This is a genomic window from Paenibacillus silvae (assembly GCF_014639235.1).
Taxonomy (GTDB): Bacteria; Bacillota; Bacilli; order Paenibacillales; family Paenibacillaceae; genus Paenibacillus; species Paenibacillus silvae.
The window spans coordinates 1-17,174 of the sequence record NZ_BMFU01000022.1 but is presented as its reverse complement, the minus strand read 5'-3'; the positions used below and the strand labels follow the sequence as shown (position 1 = coordinate 17,174).

Annotated in this window: 17 protein-coding genes, 1 tRNA gene and 1 rRNA gene; 4 read left to right on the top strand and 15 right to left on the bottom strand. The window is 46.0% G+C overall.

What is annotated here, in order from left to right:
* Positions 1 to 81: 81 nt before the first annotated feature.
* Positions 82 to 378 carry a 4a-hydroxytetrahydrobiopterin dehydratase gene (locus tag IEW26_RS29040; protein WP_111272736.1) on the bottom strand — a complete coding sequence of 99 codons (297 nt, stop codon included), beginning with the start codon at positions 376 to 378 and terminating at the stop codon, positions 82 to 84.
* Positions 379 to 594: 216 nt separating this feature from the next.
* Positions 595 to 888, bottom strand: coding sequence for a hypothetical protein (locus IEW26_RS29035; RefSeq protein ID WP_111272735.1), 294 nt, complete (start codon positions 886 to 888; stop codon positions 595 to 597).
* Positions 889 to 1,122: 234 nt separating this feature from the next.
* Here IEW26_RS29035 and motA point away from each other — a divergent pair, with 234 nt between their 5' ends.
* Both motA and motB read left to right on the top strand, forming a co-directional pair.
* Positions 1,123 to 1,923 (top strand): flagellar motor stator protein MotA, encoded by an 801-nt coding sequence (gene motA / locus IEW26_RS29030; protein ID WP_111272734.1) that lies wholly within the window; start codon positions 1,123 to 1,125, stop codon positions 1,921 to 1,923.
* Entirely contained in the window at positions 1,910 to 2,728 is an 819-nt protein-coding gene (gene motB, locus IEW26_RS29025; RefSeq protein ID WP_188594877.1) for a flagellar motor protein MotB, read from the top strand. The genes motA and motB overlap by 14 nt, the downstream gene beginning before the upstream one ends.
* 222 nt (positions 2,729 to 2,950) lie before the next feature.
* On the opposite strand, the gene IEW26_RS29020 is transcribed toward motB, so the two are convergent.
* Complete coding sequence (locus IEW26_RS29020) at positions 2,951 to 3,652, bottom strand: pseudouridine synthase (RefSeq protein WP_188594876.1); 702 nt, start codon at positions 3,650 to 3,652, stop codon at positions 2,951 to 2,953.
* 18 nt (positions 3,653 to 3,670) lie between these two features.
* Positions 3,671 to 6,010, bottom strand: coding sequence for a sensor histidine kinase (locus IEW26_RS29015; protein WP_188594875.1), 2,340 nt, complete (start codon positions 6,008 to 6,010; stop codon positions 3,671 to 3,673).
* A gap of 342 nt (positions 6,011 to 6,352) precedes the next feature.
* Between IEW26_RS29015 and tadA the strand changes: the two genes are divergently transcribed.
* Positions 6,353 to 6,847: a tRNA adenosine(34) deaminase TadA gene (gene tadA / locus IEW26_RS29010; protein ID WP_188594874.1), complete on the top strand. Its 495-nt coding sequence runs from the start codon at positions 6,353 to 6,355 to the stop codon at positions 6,845 to 6,847.
* 48 nt (positions 6,848 to 6,895) lie between these two features.
* Complete coding sequence (locus IEW26_RS29005; RefSeq protein ID WP_145406653.1) at positions 6,896 to 7,468, top strand: GNAT family N-acetyltransferase; 573 nt, start codon at positions 6,896 to 6,898, stop codon at positions 7,466 to 7,468.
* A 167-nt stretch (positions 7,469 to 7,635) separates the two neighbouring features.
* Here the strand turns inward: IEW26_RS29005 and IEW26_RS29000 are convergent, their stop codons facing one another.
* The 11 genes from IEW26_RS29000 to rrf form a co-directional block, all read right to left on the bottom strand.
* Entirely contained in the window at positions 7,636 to 8,730 is a 1,095-nt protein-coding gene (locus IEW26_RS29000) for a hypothetical protein (protein WP_111272728.1), read from the bottom strand.
* Between the two features lie 269 nt (positions 8,731 to 8,999).
* Positions 9,000 to 9,152, bottom strand: a complete 153-nt coding sequence (locus IEW26_RS28995; protein WP_111272727.1) for a small acid-soluble spore protein P — start codon at positions 9,150 to 9,152, stop codon at positions 9,000 to 9,002.
* A 24-nt stretch (positions 9,153 to 9,176) separates the two neighbouring features.
* Positions 9,177 to 9,353: a hypothetical protein gene (locus IEW26_RS28990; protein WP_186323241.1), complete on the bottom strand. Its 177-nt coding sequence runs from the start codon at positions 9,351 to 9,353 to the stop codon at positions 9,177 to 9,179.
* A gap of 26 nt (positions 9,354 to 9,379) precedes the next feature.
* Complete coding sequence (locus IEW26_RS28985) at positions 9,380 to 9,721, bottom strand: hypothetical protein (RefSeq protein ID WP_111272726.1); 342 nt, start codon at positions 9,719 to 9,721, stop codon at positions 9,380 to 9,382.
* A 167-nt stretch (positions 9,722 to 9,888) separates the two neighbouring features.
* Positions 9,889 to 9,977: transfer RNA gene (locus tag IEW26_RS28980), tRNA-Ser, on the bottom strand.
* Between the two features lie 199 nt (positions 9,978 to 10,176).
* A complete protein-coding gene (gene serS, locus IEW26_RS28975) occupies positions 10,177 to 11,460 on the bottom strand; it encodes a serine--tRNA ligase (RefSeq protein ID WP_188594873.1) in 1,284 nt (427 codons plus the stop codon).
* 278 nt (positions 11,461 to 11,738) lie between these two features.
* The gene (pdxT, locus tag IEW26_RS28970) at positions 11,739 to 12,329 is read right to left on the bottom strand and encodes a pyridoxal 5'-phosphate synthase glutaminase subunit PdxT (protein ID WP_188594872.1); all 591 of its coding nucleotides are present in this window, start codon (positions 12,327 to 12,329) and stop codon (positions 11,739 to 11,741) included.
* 17 nt (positions 12,330 to 12,346) lie between these two features.
* Positions 12,347 to 13,228: a pyridoxal 5'-phosphate synthase lyase subunit PdxS gene (gene pdxS / locus IEW26_RS28965; RefSeq protein WP_024628815.1), complete on the bottom strand. Its 882-nt coding sequence runs from the start codon at positions 13,226 to 13,228 to the stop codon at positions 12,347 to 12,349.
* A 181-nt stretch (positions 13,229 to 13,409) separates the two neighbouring features.
* The gene (locus tag IEW26_RS28960; protein ID WP_188594871.1) at positions 13,410 to 14,801 is read right to left on the bottom strand and encodes a D-alanyl-D-alanine carboxypeptidase family protein; all 1,392 of its coding nucleotides are present in this window, start codon (positions 14,799 to 14,801) and stop codon (positions 13,410 to 13,412) included.
* Between the two features lie 422 nt (positions 14,802 to 15,223).
* Entirely contained in the window at positions 15,224 to 16,681 is a 1,458-nt protein-coding gene (gene guaB, locus IEW26_RS28955) for an IMP dehydrogenase (protein WP_188594870.1), read from the bottom strand.
* A gap of 392 nt (positions 16,682 to 17,073) precedes the next feature.
* Positions 17,074 to 17,174, bottom strand: a 5S ribosomal RNA gene (rrf, locus tag IEW26_RS28950); the annotation flags it as partial.

Below are 17,174 nucleotides of genomic sequence, written 5' to 3'. Positions count from 1 at the left end.
CCCTCATTTCCCAACCGGGAGACAAGGGCCTTTGGGCTGTTTGCTCTGAACATTTTCCCCGCAGACCGATGCTGCGGCAGCTTATTCTGTTCTCATTTTCTCAAAAGCCTCATTGTATTGCTCTGCTTCTTTAATATCGACCGACGTAATGCCGCCTTCATCCCATGAAGTCAGACGCAGCGTAACGGTTGTATAATCAATGGTGATAAAAGGATGATGATTGAATGCTTCCGAAATCGCTGCGACCTCGTCTACAAATGCAATCCCTTTCATATAGTTAGAGAACACAAATTTACGGACAATCCACCGTCCCTCTTCCAGTTCCCAGCCTTCCAGCCTTCCCAGATGAGCTTCGACTTCCTCTTGCGAAAAAACCATGCGTTATCTTCCTCCCCATATGATGAGACATCGCGGATTTGCATCCGCATGACCATCGACACCTTTTCTGCTGCTGATGCAGCCCTAAAGGCAGGCTCCGCCCTGCGAAAGCCTTTTTTCATGAGTATCATCTTATCACGTCAAAGCGTCAAAATCCATAGAACAGACGGCTCAGAGCCTTGAAGCATAAGGCATGTTGTTAATCCGTTACGATATTCAGATCAAAGGTACAAACGTCAGCTCTTCTTCTCCAATCAAAATATGAATCCGGTGCTGGTCCTTATCATAAATTACGACACCGCTCCCCACTGGAATAACTGACTCTTCACCGAGCGCATAGAATAGATCTTCGGCCAGTGCCTCATCCACCTCCAGCTGCTCTGGTTCCCCCAGCCTTCCCCACTCTTCTGCATCCATCTCGAAGAAAACATAGCGATCCGGTATACGTCCGATGGCCGCTGTTAAATCTGTCAATATTCCTTCATAATCACGTCCATGCTTTACGCCCATTGACTTTTCACTCCCACTGGCTCCCGAAGGTGCGGATTTGATCTTATTATACCTGAAAATAACCCTTAAAAAAAAAGGCCCTTTGGTCGATAAATACTATACATGACCGTTTCAATCGTTTTGGCTGCCCCGAGGGGCGTCAGACATGCAGCGGATTGCGGCGTTACGTTCGTCCGGAAGCCCGAATTCAGCCGCTTGAAAGGATTCAATTTTATCTCATGGATGAGGTGTATGATGGAAATTTCAACGATTATCGGACTAGTTTTGGGTTTGGTCTCCCTTGTACTTGGTATGTTCCTGAAAGGAGCACCCCTGATCAACCTGGTTAATAACCCTGCTGCTTACGTTATTATCTTCGTTGGTACAGCAGGAACCATCTTTATGGCGTTCCCTATGTCTGAGGTTAAGAAGATCCCGAAGCTTTTCGGTATCATTTTCAAAAAGCAACAACTGATTGACCGCGTTTCTCTGATTGGCACATTTATGGATTGGGCTTCCACCACCCGTCGTGAAGGCTTGCTTGCACTGGAATCAAAAGTAGAAGAGATTGATGATCAGTTCCTTCGCAGCGGTATGCGGATGATCATTGATGGTAACGACCAGGAATTCGTCAGTGATGTACTGATGGAAGATATTCACGCAACCGAAGAAAGGCACCGCGGCGGTGCATTGATCTTCTCCCAAGCGGGGATGTACGCACCAACACTTGGGGTCCTCGGGGCCGTTGTTGGCCTCATTGCCGCACTAGCCGACCTGAGTGACATGGAGAAGCTATCTCATGCAATCGCGGCTGCCTTTATCGCAACGCTTCTCGGTATCTTTAGTGGTTATGTATTATGGCACCCGATGTCCAACAAGCTGAAGCGGATGTCCAAGAAAGAGATGGAGATCAAGCTAATGATGGTTGAGGGACTTTTGTCTATCCAATCCGGTGTGTCTACCATCGCCATTAATCAGAAGTTATCTGTATTCCTGACACCTTCCGAACGTAAACAACTGGAAGAGAAGGAGGGATCATCAGGTGAAAAAGGCTAAGAAGCACGAACCACATGAGGAGCATGCTGACGAAAGCTGGCTGCTTCCCTACTCTGACTTGATGACTCTGCTGCTGGCTTTGTTTATTACCCTGTTCTCCATGAGTTCGCTTGATGCGGCCAAATTTGAGCAGATGGCATCGGCATTAAGCAGCGCACTGAACGGCGGCTCTGGCGTTCTGGATCATACTTCGATGAATCCGACGGATTCCAGTACTGATCTCGGCAAGAACAAGGAAGTCCCGGAGGAGATTACAAAGAAAACGCCTGCTCAGATTACAGATGCCCAGATGGCTCAGAAGGAACAGGAAGATCTGGAGAAGCTCAAGAAGCAGCTCGACAAGTATATTGCTTCCAATGGACTTTCAGACCAGCTGAACACCAAGCTTAATCAGTCTGAGCTGAAAATCACCATCAGTGACAAGGCCCTGTTCTCCTCAGGTCGAGCAGATGTAAAGCCTGAATCACGTTCCCTTGCCAAGGCAATCTCCAGCATGTTGCAGGAGTTCCCGGAATACGAGGTTGTCGTATCGGGTCATACAGATAATGTACCCATTTCGAATAACCAATACAAGGATAACTGGGACCTGAGTGCAGATCGAGCGCTGAATTTCCTGAAAATCCTCTTGTTGAACACCAATCTGGACCCTGCAAAGTTCACACCTAGCGGATACGGGGAATACCATCCCATTGCCAGTAACGAAACAGATGCCGGAAGATCACAGAATCGCCGTGTAGAAGTGTCTATTATCCGGAAGTATCAAAGTAACAACACCAATGTAAAATCCGTTGGAGGCGGCAACTAGACGCTCTCAGCACATATGGCATGGCAAACCGTTCTCCTTGGGTACAGGAGAGCGGTTTTTTTGTTTTGACATGATGAGATGACGCTCCCTCCATCGAAGGTGTTCAACCACATGGTGCCGCCAAACCAAAAAGCACCGTCCCATTAAGGGAACAGTGCTTCGTCTTTGAATTCATTCCGAGCTCGACGAACCCGAAATCATATTGCCATATGCTAAAAGTCTTTATTCCAGCGTATAGTTCAGCAAACTGCCCAGCTCAGACTTCTCCGCAGCAGTAAGCTCTCTCCATGATCCTGTTGCCTGTTCTCCAAGATGAATATTCATAATACGCACCCGCTTCAGCTTGCGAACCTCATAGCCAAATGCACTGCACATGCGCCGGATCTGGCGATTCTTTCCTTCTGTCAGGATAATGCGGAATACACGATCTGTCATCCGGGTCACCGTACAAGGAAGAGTCATCTCGCCTAAAATCTTGACTCCTGTACTCATACCTCGAAGGAAGCTCTGCGTTATGGTTCGATCCACCGTAACGATATATTCCTTCTCGTGTCGGCCCTCTGATCTCAGAATCCGATTAACGATATCCCCGTCATTGGTCATTAGAATTAAACCTTCTGAATCCTTGTCCAAACGGCCAATAGGAAAAATTCGTTCATCGTGACCTACGAAATCAACGATATTCCCTTGAATATGCTGCTCTGTCGTACTTGTGATGCCTACTGGTTTGTTCAGCGCAATATATACATGTTTTTTCTTCTCGCTAATCGGCTTGCCATTGATACGTACATCATCGCCTTCTTCTGCCTGACTGCCAAGCTCTGCCTGAATGCCGTTGATGGTCACCTGACCGCTTTCGATCAGCTTGTCGGCCGCTCTCCGGGAGCAGTAGCCTGTCTCACTAATAAATTTATTAATACGCAAAAGGTCATCTCACCTCATCTAGTTCTCTTCATCTGGTTGTTGTTCTTCCGCAGGCTGATCTGCCTCCGGTAATGTTGTCTGCTGCTCGGAGGCCGGCAGTTCGATAATAACAGTTGTACCCCTGTTAAGGGCGCTCTTAATATCCATCATACCCTTATGGGATTGAATAATGCGCTGGCTCACCATAAGACCAAGCCCTGTACCCGATTCCTTGTTGGTGAAAAACGGCTCTCCCAGCTTTGGCATCATTTCTTCAGGGATACCGATTCCTTCATCCCTGATCTCGATTCGTACCCGTTTTGCCTGCTCGTCAAGCTTCAATTTGATATAGATGCTTCCTCCGTTAGGCATAGCCTCCATACCATTTTTCAGCACATTGATAAATACTTGCTTGAGCTGATTCTCTTCACAGTGTACCATAGCTGAATCCGATGAAGCACGCAGTACAAACTCCACCCCATGCAGATGGGCCTGACTGTCCAGCAGTGAGATAACATCTCCTAGAATAAAGCGAACATCCCTGTCCTGAAAATGAACCGCCTGTGGCTTCGCCAGAATCAGAAACTCGCCCACAATCAGATTGATCCGGTCAAGCTCGGATAACATCAGATCCAGATGACGGTGATTCAGCTTGTTGCTTTGCTGTTGAAGCTGCAAGAAACCACGCAGCGTTGTAAGCGGGTTGCGGATTTCATGGGCTACCCCAGCAGCAAGCTGACCCACAGTGGTCAACTTCTCTGACCGTCTCAGCAGCTCCTCCATGCGATTGCGGTTAGTAATATCCCTTGAGACACTGATAAGTGCTGTAATCTCCCCTGCCTCATCACGAACAGGAGCTGTACTTACACTAACCTCTACTCGTGTCCCGTCTTTTTTCATCCAGACGGTTTCATTCGACGTAATCGAAAGACCCTCAATCAGTTGTGCATGCTGACGTGCCATCTCTTCCGCAGCCTCTGGTGGAATGATCTTTAGCAGACGTCCTTCCACTTCACGGCTCCGGAAGCCGTATAGTTGTTCAAATGCCCGATTGACCCTGAGCACTTTCCCTTCAAGATCCGTAATATGAATCGCATCTGCCGTTTGATTAATGATGGACTCCAGATGTTCCTTGACCGCCCGATTCTCTTCATACATCTGTTTCAGACGGCTTGTATAGTGGCCCAGGTTTCTAATCATCGCGTTAATCCGATTGGCGAGCTGACCTAGCTCGTCCTTGCGCTTTATTTTCAGACGAAAATCAAAATGTCCATCTGCCACATCATTAACCTTGCCCAGAATAGACTGGATCGGACGTGTAATGTACCCTGCGAGCAAGTAGCTCCCAAAGATCACAATCTCCAGCAACACAAGTGATATCGACGCATGGCTGACCAATTGCTCGGACACCATGGAGGATATTTGTTTGTAGTCCATGACAATACTGATGACATAAGAGGGCTTATTCGGTGTGAAAATCGGAATGAAATTCTTCAGCACCTTCTGATCATGAGTTTCACTTACAAATGACACATTCTGACCGGTACGAACAGCACGTACGACAGCCCGATGGTCTTCGTCCACCGAGCCATATTGATATGTACCAAAACGGATCGGCCTATTATTCAGCTTGCTAAAGTTTGTATCTCTCCCGTCTTCACTCATATCCGGGCTGGCAAAAGTGAGCGGATTAATGCCTGTAATCTCCAGTATGGAAGGATTGACTTCACGAATTTTGTTTAATATCTCATCCGGACTCGAGATTTTCACATAGTCATCAACTTCAGCATTATTATAGAAGGGATTGATTATGTAGTTTCTCTTTCCATCATGGTAATATCCCCAGATGTCAATATCTGTCGGACTGGATGTCGAATACTCGAAACCGTCTGACCAGAAATGATCCAGCTTCTGCCCTTCAGGAATCGTTACCTGCTGCTTGTCAAATAATTGCTTAAAAGCCTGATACCAGTATGACATCGATTTTGTAGACAACCCGATCTCTCTTGGGTCAGAGGAACGGCTGACAACGATGTCATCATCTGTCTGTTCCAGAAGTGATATATGGGAGACTCCTACCTTGTGGCTTAAACGCACCAAATCTTCATTCGTAATATTTTTGATGTCGGGATCCAGTTCATTTGCTGCCATCATGGAAGCAAGCCACAGATTGTTGCCAATCTGCCGTTTGACATAATCCGAGCTGTATTGATTCTGTTCTACGGAAATAGCGATCTGCTTCGCGGTGAGCACCATCTTGTTCTCGCTATCCTGCCTTAGATTCTCTTCTGTAGTATAATAACTCAGTGCAATATTTAATATCAAAATAACAAGCACCGAGCACGACATAATCATCGATAATTTCGTTTTAATAGACAAATTCGCTTTTCACCTCTTGGCTTATGCCCTCTGGCGATATATGGCAAAACCTATATCCATCATAACGCTTGTGTGACTATTTGAAAAGGAGAATTGCCCTTTGCCCAGAAGTTACCGCCCAAGCGGCAAAATCGAATTTCGTAGTATTTTGCGATTACTATGATCTAATATGATCTACAATGAAATAAATCACTATATTTGCACACAAATCCACAGGCTTGTGGATAGTATGTTTATAACTATGTGTGCAACTGCTTAGTTATCCACAATTCTATACACAGTATGTTAACAACCCGAATATTTGTTCGTTGTATAAACGTTATTGGAAGGAGTTTTTTATCCATGAATGACCCATTTTGCCAGTTGGAGCTTACAGAACAAAAACAGCACGAGCATTGGATGAGGCAGGCTATCGCAGAAGCGCAGAAAGCAGAAGCGCTTGGTGAGGTGCCCATCGGTGCTGTCATCGTGCGCAACAATGAAATTATCGGCCGCGGCTATAATCTGCGGGAAACAACACTGGATTCAACCGCCCATGCCGAGATGGTTGCCATCCGCCAAGCCAGCGAAGCCATAGGTGCCTGGCGGTTATTAGAATGCTCTCTCTATGTTACACTTGAACCTTGCCCTATGTGTGCTGGAGCGATTGTTCAGTCCAGAGTCCCCCGTGTTATCTTCGGTACAGCTGACCCCAAGGCGGGTTGTGCGGGAACGTTAATGAATCTGCTTCAGGAACCGCGGTTTAACCACCGTACCGAAGTCATCCCGGGCGTGCTTCAGCCGGAATGCTCAACGATGCTCACCCAATTTTTTAGAAAGTTGCGAAAAAAGGGATAACCTTGTAACATAAGAAAACATTATGCACAAGAAAGGATGTTTATTGCAATGGCAATCACACTCTATGATACTGCTCACGGCATAAGCCTTCGGCTGCTTGCTGTTCAGGATGCACAAGCCTATCTCGAATTGGTTCAGCATACACGTATCCCTTATCAGCCGGTTGAACCGGTTCGGGATGATGACTTTTATACGCTGGATTCACAGATTCGGCGGATTGAGGATCGGATGAAAGCTGCTGACGAGGGTACAGGTTATCAGTTTGGCATTTTTACAATCAAGGATGATATGCTTATAGGGCAAGTCAGTCTAAACAATGTGGTACTTGGTGTTGCCCACTACGCAGACATGGGATATTTTATCCATCCGGATTATCAGGGCGGTGGACGCATGACAGCTGCAGTTAAGCTGGCGGTGGCGTACGGCTTTCGTGCCTTGAAGCTGAACCGGATACAGGCCGCAGTATTGCCTACTAATAAGGGCTCTCAGCGTGTTCTGGAGAAGAACGGATTTCAGCCTGAGGGTATCGCTCGTAAATATTTAAAAATTAATGGCATGTATCAGGATCACCAGGTCTATGCTGTGCTCGCAGAGGATTTGGAAGACGTGCAGCAGCCGTAATGGCTGAAGCAGTTGTCCAAGTCAGGATTCTACATATTAAAACCGCACCATTCCTCGTTAGAGGGAGCGTGCGGTTTTTAAAATACGAAAAAACCGCCTGGATACCAGGCGGGAGAAATGAATCTCTCCGCTTGAGTATCCGGGCGGTTTCGCCAAGAATTCAGATATTAATATCCGTAGGAGGAATTCAGCAGCTCCTCGAACTCTTCCATTGTAATTACATCGTCACCCGTTGGGATATTGATTTTAAATTCCGGCTTTTGGTTGATCTTCGTGTATGTGTTGGAGCCTGTAAAAGCCAGCTTCATTTCGTCTTTGGTATCTTCCGGTTTGATCAGCATGTCAGCGACCATTTTTTGATATACCGGGAAATCATTTTTATCCAAAGCAAAATCAATGTTAAATGTATTGATCGTCAGAACGTTATTCAGCTTATCCAGATCTTTGGTCATTTCAGCTTGATCCGCTGCGTTCATCTTCAGATCTTCTTTCGCTTTGTCGATGTCCTCTTGGCTCAGCTGCAGCATATCCCGATATTCTTCTTTGGATACAATGTCCATTACCTTAGGCATCGCTTTAGTTACCAGTACAGTAATAGCTTCCTTCACATTGTCATTGTTCACCGAGAATTGTACAACCTGTTTGGCATCTACACCCTCAGGCAGTTTTGCATCTTTGGTATCCAGGTTTTTGAAAAATTTAGCTTGATCATACTCACCCAATACTGCATCCATTAGCTCATTGCTCAGCTTCTGAGTTTTGGCTGCATCCAGTGCATCCGGGTTCCATTCCGTACCCTCTTGCTCAGCAAGTTTTTTCAGATCAAATTCAATGAATTTGTTAACGACATTTTCCGGAATCGGGAAAAACGGAATGTTCGGTACTTTGACGTACAATTTCTCTTTGGTCAGAACCATAGGAATGTTAAACGTCATACCCATATCGCCTTTAAGCTCGATGCCAACGGTCATCTCTGTCTGCATTGGCTCGCTTTGATATACACCCGTTACGTTCAACTGTGCATCCTTCAACATACTCATAAATTGAGTCATGCTTGGATCTGTCTGAGATGCATCACCAGGTTTATAGCTCAATTCATTAATTGTAAAGTTGGAACTCATCTCATACGACGTTAATTTGGAAGCATTCGCTGCTGCTGTCTTCAATGCTTCCTTTGGTTCCTGCTTGCTGCTACATGCTGTTAAAGCCAAAGATACAGTTAACAACAATGTAAGAAGAAGCGCCCCCATGCGTTTAGTCATTTGTTTCTCTCCTCTCGTGATAACCCCAAAAAAATAATTCAATATCAATGATATACCATCCCGGCAGATACTGAAACCTAATTTGGGAAAATTGTGATTTTTCATCTTGAAAATGGCTACAAAGACCTATGTCAGGTACGGGAAGATCTGACTGCTAGTCTTTCACTTATGTATGAATACGCAAAAGCCCCCTGTTTGGTAACAAGGGACTTTCAAATTTAATCCATTCTGTTATGTGACGCCACATTGTTCAGCAGCAATGAATGGAATTACCCTTGTGGATTCAGGTGATCCACATGGTTCTGATTTTTCACCTTTTTGGAGCCGGACAAGGGTTCTTGCATCGAGGAGCGTTTGGATGAATGACGATGCTGCTGGTTATCCTGAGCTTCCGGTACAGGGACTGCTTTCGGTTTACTCATATAGAAGCCTCCTCATCATAGTATTTAGGAATGGGATGGGTCCCGGTCCTCCGTCTTATCGTGATTTAACGCATCCTGATGGCGACGATCATTGGTATCTTGCTGTATTTGCTGGGCATGATGACTGTTCACACCAGTCTGTTCAAGATCTCCAACGACATTTTGCAAATTTTTATCTACGCCTGCCTTCGCTTTGGTCAATGTACTTCCAACTCCTTCAGGTTCCATTAGGAATTTGTTATGGATTGCAGGGACTGAGCACATTCATGAATATGTCTGGTGTAATCATGAGCGAGCTCTTGAATGGGCTCTGTGCGTTCATCTGTTGTCCGCCCATCCCGTTCCACATCAACCAGCTCAACGCTAACCTCACGAGAATCAACATATTGACATTTAAAATCAAAAGAGTACATCTCGTGCCCCGCTGTTGCAATGTGTATCCGAATCGCTTGTTCATCGGCCTCATCGGCCATCACCTGCGCCTGATCTCCTGCATTCAGGACTTGTGGCAAACGGTCCTGCCATGCACCTACAAGTTCGTTCTGATCTATGTTCAGCTCGCGGTTCATCTTAACCACCTCCACTTCTATAACGTGCGGCAATAACGCAGTTTTTATGCATGCTGCGAACTTCTGAACGAAGTGGTACTGAACTGCTTTCATATTTACACCATAGTTTGGAAAAATCAAAAAAGGACCCGAGCATAATCGCTCGAATCCTTGTTATAAGTGTAGTATGGCGGAGAGGGTGGGATTCGAACCCACGTGGGCTTGCACCCTAACGGTTTTCAAGACCGCCCCGTTATGACCGCTTCGGTACCTCTCCATATATTCATTTTATAAACTTGCCACGAAAAGTATCATACCATAGATTAATGATGTAATGCAAGTTTTTATTTAAATTTTATGTTAGCACCTGATTTTAACAGCCATCAGCACTGTAACAAATCATCCGTTCCACCCGCCACCCTCAAATGGCGAATGGAGTTAAGATGACTTGTTGATTATGCTATTTCAAGCTTCGACTATTTACGGCGAGCGATGACTTCAAGTCCACCCATATATGGACGCAATGCTTCTGGAATAATCACCGTACCGTCTTCTTGCTGATAGTTCTCCAGAATGGCTGCTACCGTACGCCCTACCGCCAATCCTGAACCGTTCAGTGTATGCACAAATTCAGGCTTCGCCTTAGGCTCTCTGCGGAAACGAATATTGGCACGACGTGCCTGAAAATCTTCACAGTTGGAGCAGGAAGAAATTTCACGGTACGTGTTGCTCTCTGGCAACCATACCTCGATATCATACGTTTTAGCTGAAGTGAAGCCCATATCTGCTGTACAAAGCGTCAATACACGGTATGGCAATCCCAGCAGCTGCAATACACGTTCTGCATTCTGTGTCATTTTCTCCAGCTCATCATACGATGTCTCCGGTGTGGACAGTTTAAGCAGCTCTACCTTGTTGAACTGATGCTGACGAATTAAGCCCCGAGTATCACGTCCAGCCGAACCGGCCTCCGAGCGGAAGCATGAGCTGTACGCCACAAAATGCTTAGGCAGATCATCCGCATTCAAAATCTCTTCGCGATGGTAGTTCGTTACCGGCACTTCTGCTGTAGGAATCAGATAATACTCCGTATCTCTCAGCTTGAACAGATCCTCTTCGAACTTCGGCAGCTGCCCTGTGCCAAACAGACTGTCCCGATTGACGATATATGGAGGCAAAATCTCTTCATACCCATGCTGGTCACTGTGCAAATCCATCATAAAGTTAATCAGTGCACGCTCCAGACGCGCCCCATATCCTTTGTAAAAGGTAAAGCGAGAACCCGTGACTTTAGCGGCTGCTTCAAAATCAAGGATATCCAGCTCCTGTGCAATCTCCCAGTGCGCCTTAGGCGTGAAGGCAAACGACTTTGGCTCTTCCCAGCGACGAATTTCGACATTGTCCTCTTCAGATGCACCCACAGGTACACTCTCATTAGGAATGTTGGGGATCGCCATTGTCAAATCGTTGATCTTCACTTCAAGCTCACGGACTTCTTCGTCCATCGCTTTGATGCGATCGGAAACTTCGCGCATTTCAACAATTAGGTCATCCGCATTCTCACGGTTTTTCTTCAATCTGGCTACTTCTGCTGACACTGTATTACGACGGCTCTTCAGGTTCTCACTCTCCTGCAGCAATTCCCGGCGCTTAGCGTCCAATTCGGTAAATCCTGCAATCAGATCAACTGATTTACCGCGGTTATTCAATGCTTCTTCAACTCGTGCATATTCATTCCGCAATATTTTTACATCAAGCACTACGTACCCCTCCTAGATAAGCCCGCATGTCAGGCCTCATGTCAAACCTATAGGTAGAACTCTTATTAAATAAACAATATATCTATTATAACCTAATCCATATCAATAACCGAAAAAACAACCTATGTCCCCGGTGTCGCCTTCCGCTGCGATTCCCGCTATGCAGCAGTTACAAGCAACATGAGGCATCCGTCCAGATTCAGCTACCGCAGCGGCCTTGAGCAAACGGCTGAGGAGTGATCCTAGGACCGGGAGATCATAGGTTGTACCATCATACTTTATTTTGCTTCTGCAGATTGTTTGTAAGCTCTAGCCATGTCTACAAAATAAGCATGCAAACGATAGTCGTCTGTTAACTCTGGATGATATGAGCACGCAAGCAAATGACCCTGGCGCGCTGTCACAATCTCATCGTTATAGGTTGACAGAACCTCTACTCCATCGCCAACACTCTCAATCAACGGTGCGCGTATAAATACAGCACGTACCGTCTCATCAATGCCTTTGACGGGCAGATCGGTCTCAAAGCTCTCTCTCTGTCTCCCAAACGCATTGCGAGACACGGTCATATCCATGAGCTCCAGATGAGCCTCATCCTGCCCCTGAATATGCTTAGCCATAACGATCAAGCCCGCACAGGTTCCGAATACCGGCTTGCCTTCTGCGGCAAAAGCACGAATCGCTTCCATAAATCCGTACTTACGCATCAGCTTGCCGATTGTTGTGCTTTCGCCACCAGGCAGAATCAAGCCATCCAGTTCTTCTAACTGCTGAACCTGCTTGATCGCTATACCTTCTGCGCCAGCACGTTCAATACTGCGTATATGCTCTGTAACAGCACCCTGAAGTGCCAGAACGCCAATCTTCATGTATATTTCCCCTTCTCTTACCAGCCGCGATCCTGCATACGCTCGGAAGGTGCAAGTTTGGAAATTTCGATGCCTTTCATTGGCGCTCCGAGATTTTTGGAAACCTCGGCAATCAATTTATAGTCTGTATAATGTGTTGTTGCTTCAACGATCGCACGTGCGAACTTCTCAGGACTGTCGGATTTGAAAATACCGGAACCTACGAACACCCCATCCGCTCCAAGGTGCATCATGAGTGCAGCATCTGCCGGAGTGGCTACGCCACCCGCTGCGAAGTTAACCACTGGCAATTTTCCGTTCTCATGCACATCCAGCAAAAGCTCGTAAGCTACGCCCAGGTTTTTCGCTTCCGCATACAGCTCGTCCTTAGACATATTCGTCACTTTACGAATCTGGCCATTAATGAAACGCATGTGGCGTACCGCTTCAACAATATTACCTGTTCCCGGTTCACCTTTGGTACGAATCATGGACGCACCTTCACCAATACGACGCAGGGCTTCACCCAAGTCTTTTGCGCCACATACAAACGGTACAGTGAACTCATGTTTATCAATATGGAATACTTCATCCGCAGGAGTCAGTACCTCACTCTCATCGAGGTAATCCACACCCAGCGACTCAAGCACTTTAGCTTCTACATAGTGACCGATACGAGCTTTGGCCATAACAGGAATCGTTACAACCTTCATTACTTCTTCCACAATCGTTGGATCGGCCATACGAGCCACTCCACCTGCTGCACGAATATCGGAAGGAACACGCTCAAGTGCCATTACTGCTGTTGCACCTGCAGCTTCCGCAATTTTAGCTTGCTCAGCGTTCATGACGTCCATGATAACGCCGCCTTTTTGCATTTCAGCCATACCTCTTTTAACGCGTGATGTTCCCGTTTCCATATTCCAAGCCCCCCGTAGTGTATGTGTTGTCTCCCATTTTCAATAAGCATTGAACTGCTTGTTTCCTTATGAAAGAACCTTAGACTTTTTTACTTTAATACGTCGAATTCTAACTTGATATTTTACCCTAAAAAACGTAAATATACAATCCACTCATTCAGTATTAGTTTGTATTTTTCGGTTAGAACAGGTTTTTGATTCCGTCAAACAGATCAACGAAGAAATCTTTAATGGCACGGAAGAACAGACGGAACCAGCCACCCTTTTCCGCCTCTTCAGCAGTAATCAGGTTCACCGTTTTCTCCTGTGGTTCCATTCCCTCTGCTTTGTAAGTGTACGTTACCGTACCAACCTTGGTGCCCGCTTTGATCGGTGCCACCAGTTTGTCCGCTTCAGTTACACTTGCTTTGAATGTAACATCCAGGTTCTGAGTTCCTTTAGGCACGACAAAACTTACCGCATTATCTGTAACAACCGGGACGGAGGTCTCTTTCCCTTTTTTCAAAGGTACCGATTCCCAGCCTGTTACTTTTGTTTTACCTGCAACGGCTTGTTTAACCTCGAAATTGTCGAATCCATAGTCCAGCACCTTTTTAGTCTCTCTAAAACGAGCGGATTCCGAATCAGTGCCCATAACTACGCTGATCAGACGCATGCCGTTACGTTCAGCCGTACCTGTGAAGTTATTACCTGCGTTGCTTGTATGGCCTGTTTTCATGCCATCCAGACCTTCGTAGGCGTAGCTTTTGAAGTTGGTTATACTTTTATTCGCTTCCAGCATCCAGTTATAGTTGATAATCGGCGCTTTATCGTTAGGACGGAATTTGTAGGATTGAATTGTTGTGAAATCCTTGTAGTCCGGGTGATCTCTTACAATATATCTGCATAGAATCGCTGCATCCATCGCAGACATCACTGTTTCCTTGTCTTCTGCAGGGCGGAACTCGGCTGGCATATCTTTTCGGTCCAGACCGGTGGAGTTAATGAAATGAGTATCCTTCATCCCCATACGCTGGGCTTCTTCATTCATCAATTTCACAAACTCTTGCTCCGAACCTGCAACAAACTCAGCGAGCGCAACGGTAGCATCATTCGCTGAACCAACCGCCATCGCGATATACAGATCCTTCACTGTGTGCTTGTCACCTTCAGCCAGGAAAATACGGGACCCGATACTTTTCGCTGCATTCTTACCCACTTCAACGACAGTGTCCCAGCCAAATTTGCCTTGCTTGACCTGTTCAGCAACGATATATTCAGTCATCATTTTGGTCATACTTGCTGGCGGCATTGCTTTATCTGCATTAACCGACAAAAGGATCTCGCCTGTGGAAGCTTCCATTAGAACTGCTGACCTCACATCAAGTCCAAGCGAATCAACTGACGGAATGCTTACAGCCTTTGCTGATGTTTTGGTAGTCGTTGCCGCTGCCGTCAAAACCTGACCAGAGTTGTTGGCTGCCGCCATCACAGGCATTACCGCAGACATACACAGCATGTTAAGCAGCATAACGGAGGCTACGCTCTTTTTGAGGATTTGACGCTTCTTCTTATTCATGTGTTTGGCTTTCAATTGATGAATACTCCCTTCGATCCGAAGCTTCTGAATGAGATGCCTCAGTGCAGCTGAAGCTGCCCATTTTCTTAATCCCTGTCCATGTGTAATTGGATGTGTATCTGTGTTATATGCGCTGTATCGAAATGAGCAAGTTCTTTGCTCTAACGTCCAGATCTATTATCACTTCGTTCGCATCTTGCCGATTGCTTATGTACCTTAATCAGATATCGGCTCTTCTTGTCGTGGATATGTCAAACCGGACTCCACTTAGATATAAATAGTACAGCAATGAATCACATCAAAAAATCGCCGCAACGCCCATATCCATTCTTGGACGGTCACCGCTTTTTCTATTCTATCACAGGGGTATCCGCAAAAAAAGACAAGCCCGGCGATTTTCGCCGGGCTTGTCTTGGAAATGATTAACTCTCTTCGCATTACAACGAGTAGTTAGGTGCTTCTTTGGTAATCTGTACATCATGCGGATGGCTCTCACGAAGGCCAGCGCCTGTAATACGGATAAAGCTTGTATCGTTGCGCAATTGATCCAGGTTGCTTGTTCCACAATATCCCATACCCGAACGCAAACCGCCGATCAATTGATGAATTGTGTCGGACAAAGGTCCTTTGTAAGCTACCCGACCTTCAATACCTTCAGGAACCAGTTTTTTGTCGTCGTCCTGGAAGTAACGGTCTTTACTGCCCTGTTTCATTGCAGCCATCGAACCCATACCACGATATACTTTGTAACTGCGTCCCTGGAAGATTTCCGTTTCTCCCGGACTTTCTGCTGTTCCTGCGAACAGGCTTCCCAGCATGACTGCATGAGCTCCCGCTGCAAGAGCCTTGGTGATCTCACCAGAGTATTTAATACCGCCGTCAGCGATAATAGGTACACCGTACTCACGTGCTACGGTAGCACAGTCATATACTGCCGTCACTTGCGGAACCCCGATACCTGCAATAACACGAGTTGTACAGATGGAGCCTGGTCCAATACCGACTTTCACGACAGATGCACCCGCTTCAATCAGATCACGTGTTGCTTCTCCTGTAGCAACGTTACCTGCAATGATGGTCAGATCAGGGAAACGTTCACGCAACTGACGAACTGCGTCGATGATGTTAACATGATGTCCGTGTGCCGAGTCAACTGTAATCAGATCTACACCCGCATTAACAAGAGCCTCTGCACGTTCAAAGGTGTCTTTGGAAATACCAATTGCAGCACCGACCAGAAGACGACCTTGCGCATCCTTAGCAGCTTGCGGGAACTGAATTGCTTTTTCAATATCTTTAATGGTGATAAGACCTTTCAATGTGTTGGACTCATCCACCAATGGAAGTTTCTCGATTTTATGCTTCTGCAAAATAACTTCAGCCTCTTGCAAAGTCGTACCAACTGGCGCTGTTACCAGATTTTCATGCGTCATAACTTCACTGATCTTGATATTGAAATCGTGAATAAAACGCAAGTCACGGTTCGTCAGGATACCTACAAGCTTCTGGTCGCCTTCAACAATAGGCACACCAGAAATCCGGTATTTTGCCATAACTGCTTCAGCGTCGGATACCAGATGCTCCGCAGTCAATGAAAATGGATTAGTAATAACTCCGCTTTCTGAGCGTTTAACCCGATCTACCTCTTCCGCTTGCTGTTCAACAGACATATTTTTATGAATAATACCAATACCGCCCTCGCGTGCAATTGCAATTGCCAATGTCGCTTCTGTAACAGTATCCATCCCTGCGCTAATCAATGGAATGTTCAATTTGACGTTATCGCTCAAACGAACGGATACGTCTACTTCTTTTGGCAGTGTCTCGGATTTCCGCGGCACTAGCAATACATCATCAAAGGTGAAGCCTTCCTTACCAAATTTATCTTCCCACACGCGAGTGTTCCTCCTTATGTTTGCTCAGCTTTACGGACCAAAACCCGAAGATTCCAGGCTGTATTTTATGCCGAAAATACGTTTTCTGAAAATATATTATTGTCCATCTTAGCAAAGCGATATTTAGAATGTCAAGGGAAACTGCTTGGATATATCAGGTGTAGTTCCCCATGTATACAACTGTGTTTCTTGTGTGGACATGCTTTGATAATATAACAAAATAAGCGCTCATTCATCCTGACTGGCGCGCCTACTTTGATGGTTATTTAAGTTAAGATTTCCTGAAATGGACCGTTTTATGTTTCATTTAATAAGGATACTGATGCATCAATATGGCATAAATAAATAAAAAAATAAAAACCACCACCGAACATCATCGGCAGTGGTTCTTTGCTTGGCGGCGTCCTACTCTCCCAGGACCCTGCGGTCCAAGTACCATCGGCGCTAGAGGGCTTAACGGTCGTGTTCGGGATGGGTACGTGTGGAACCCCTC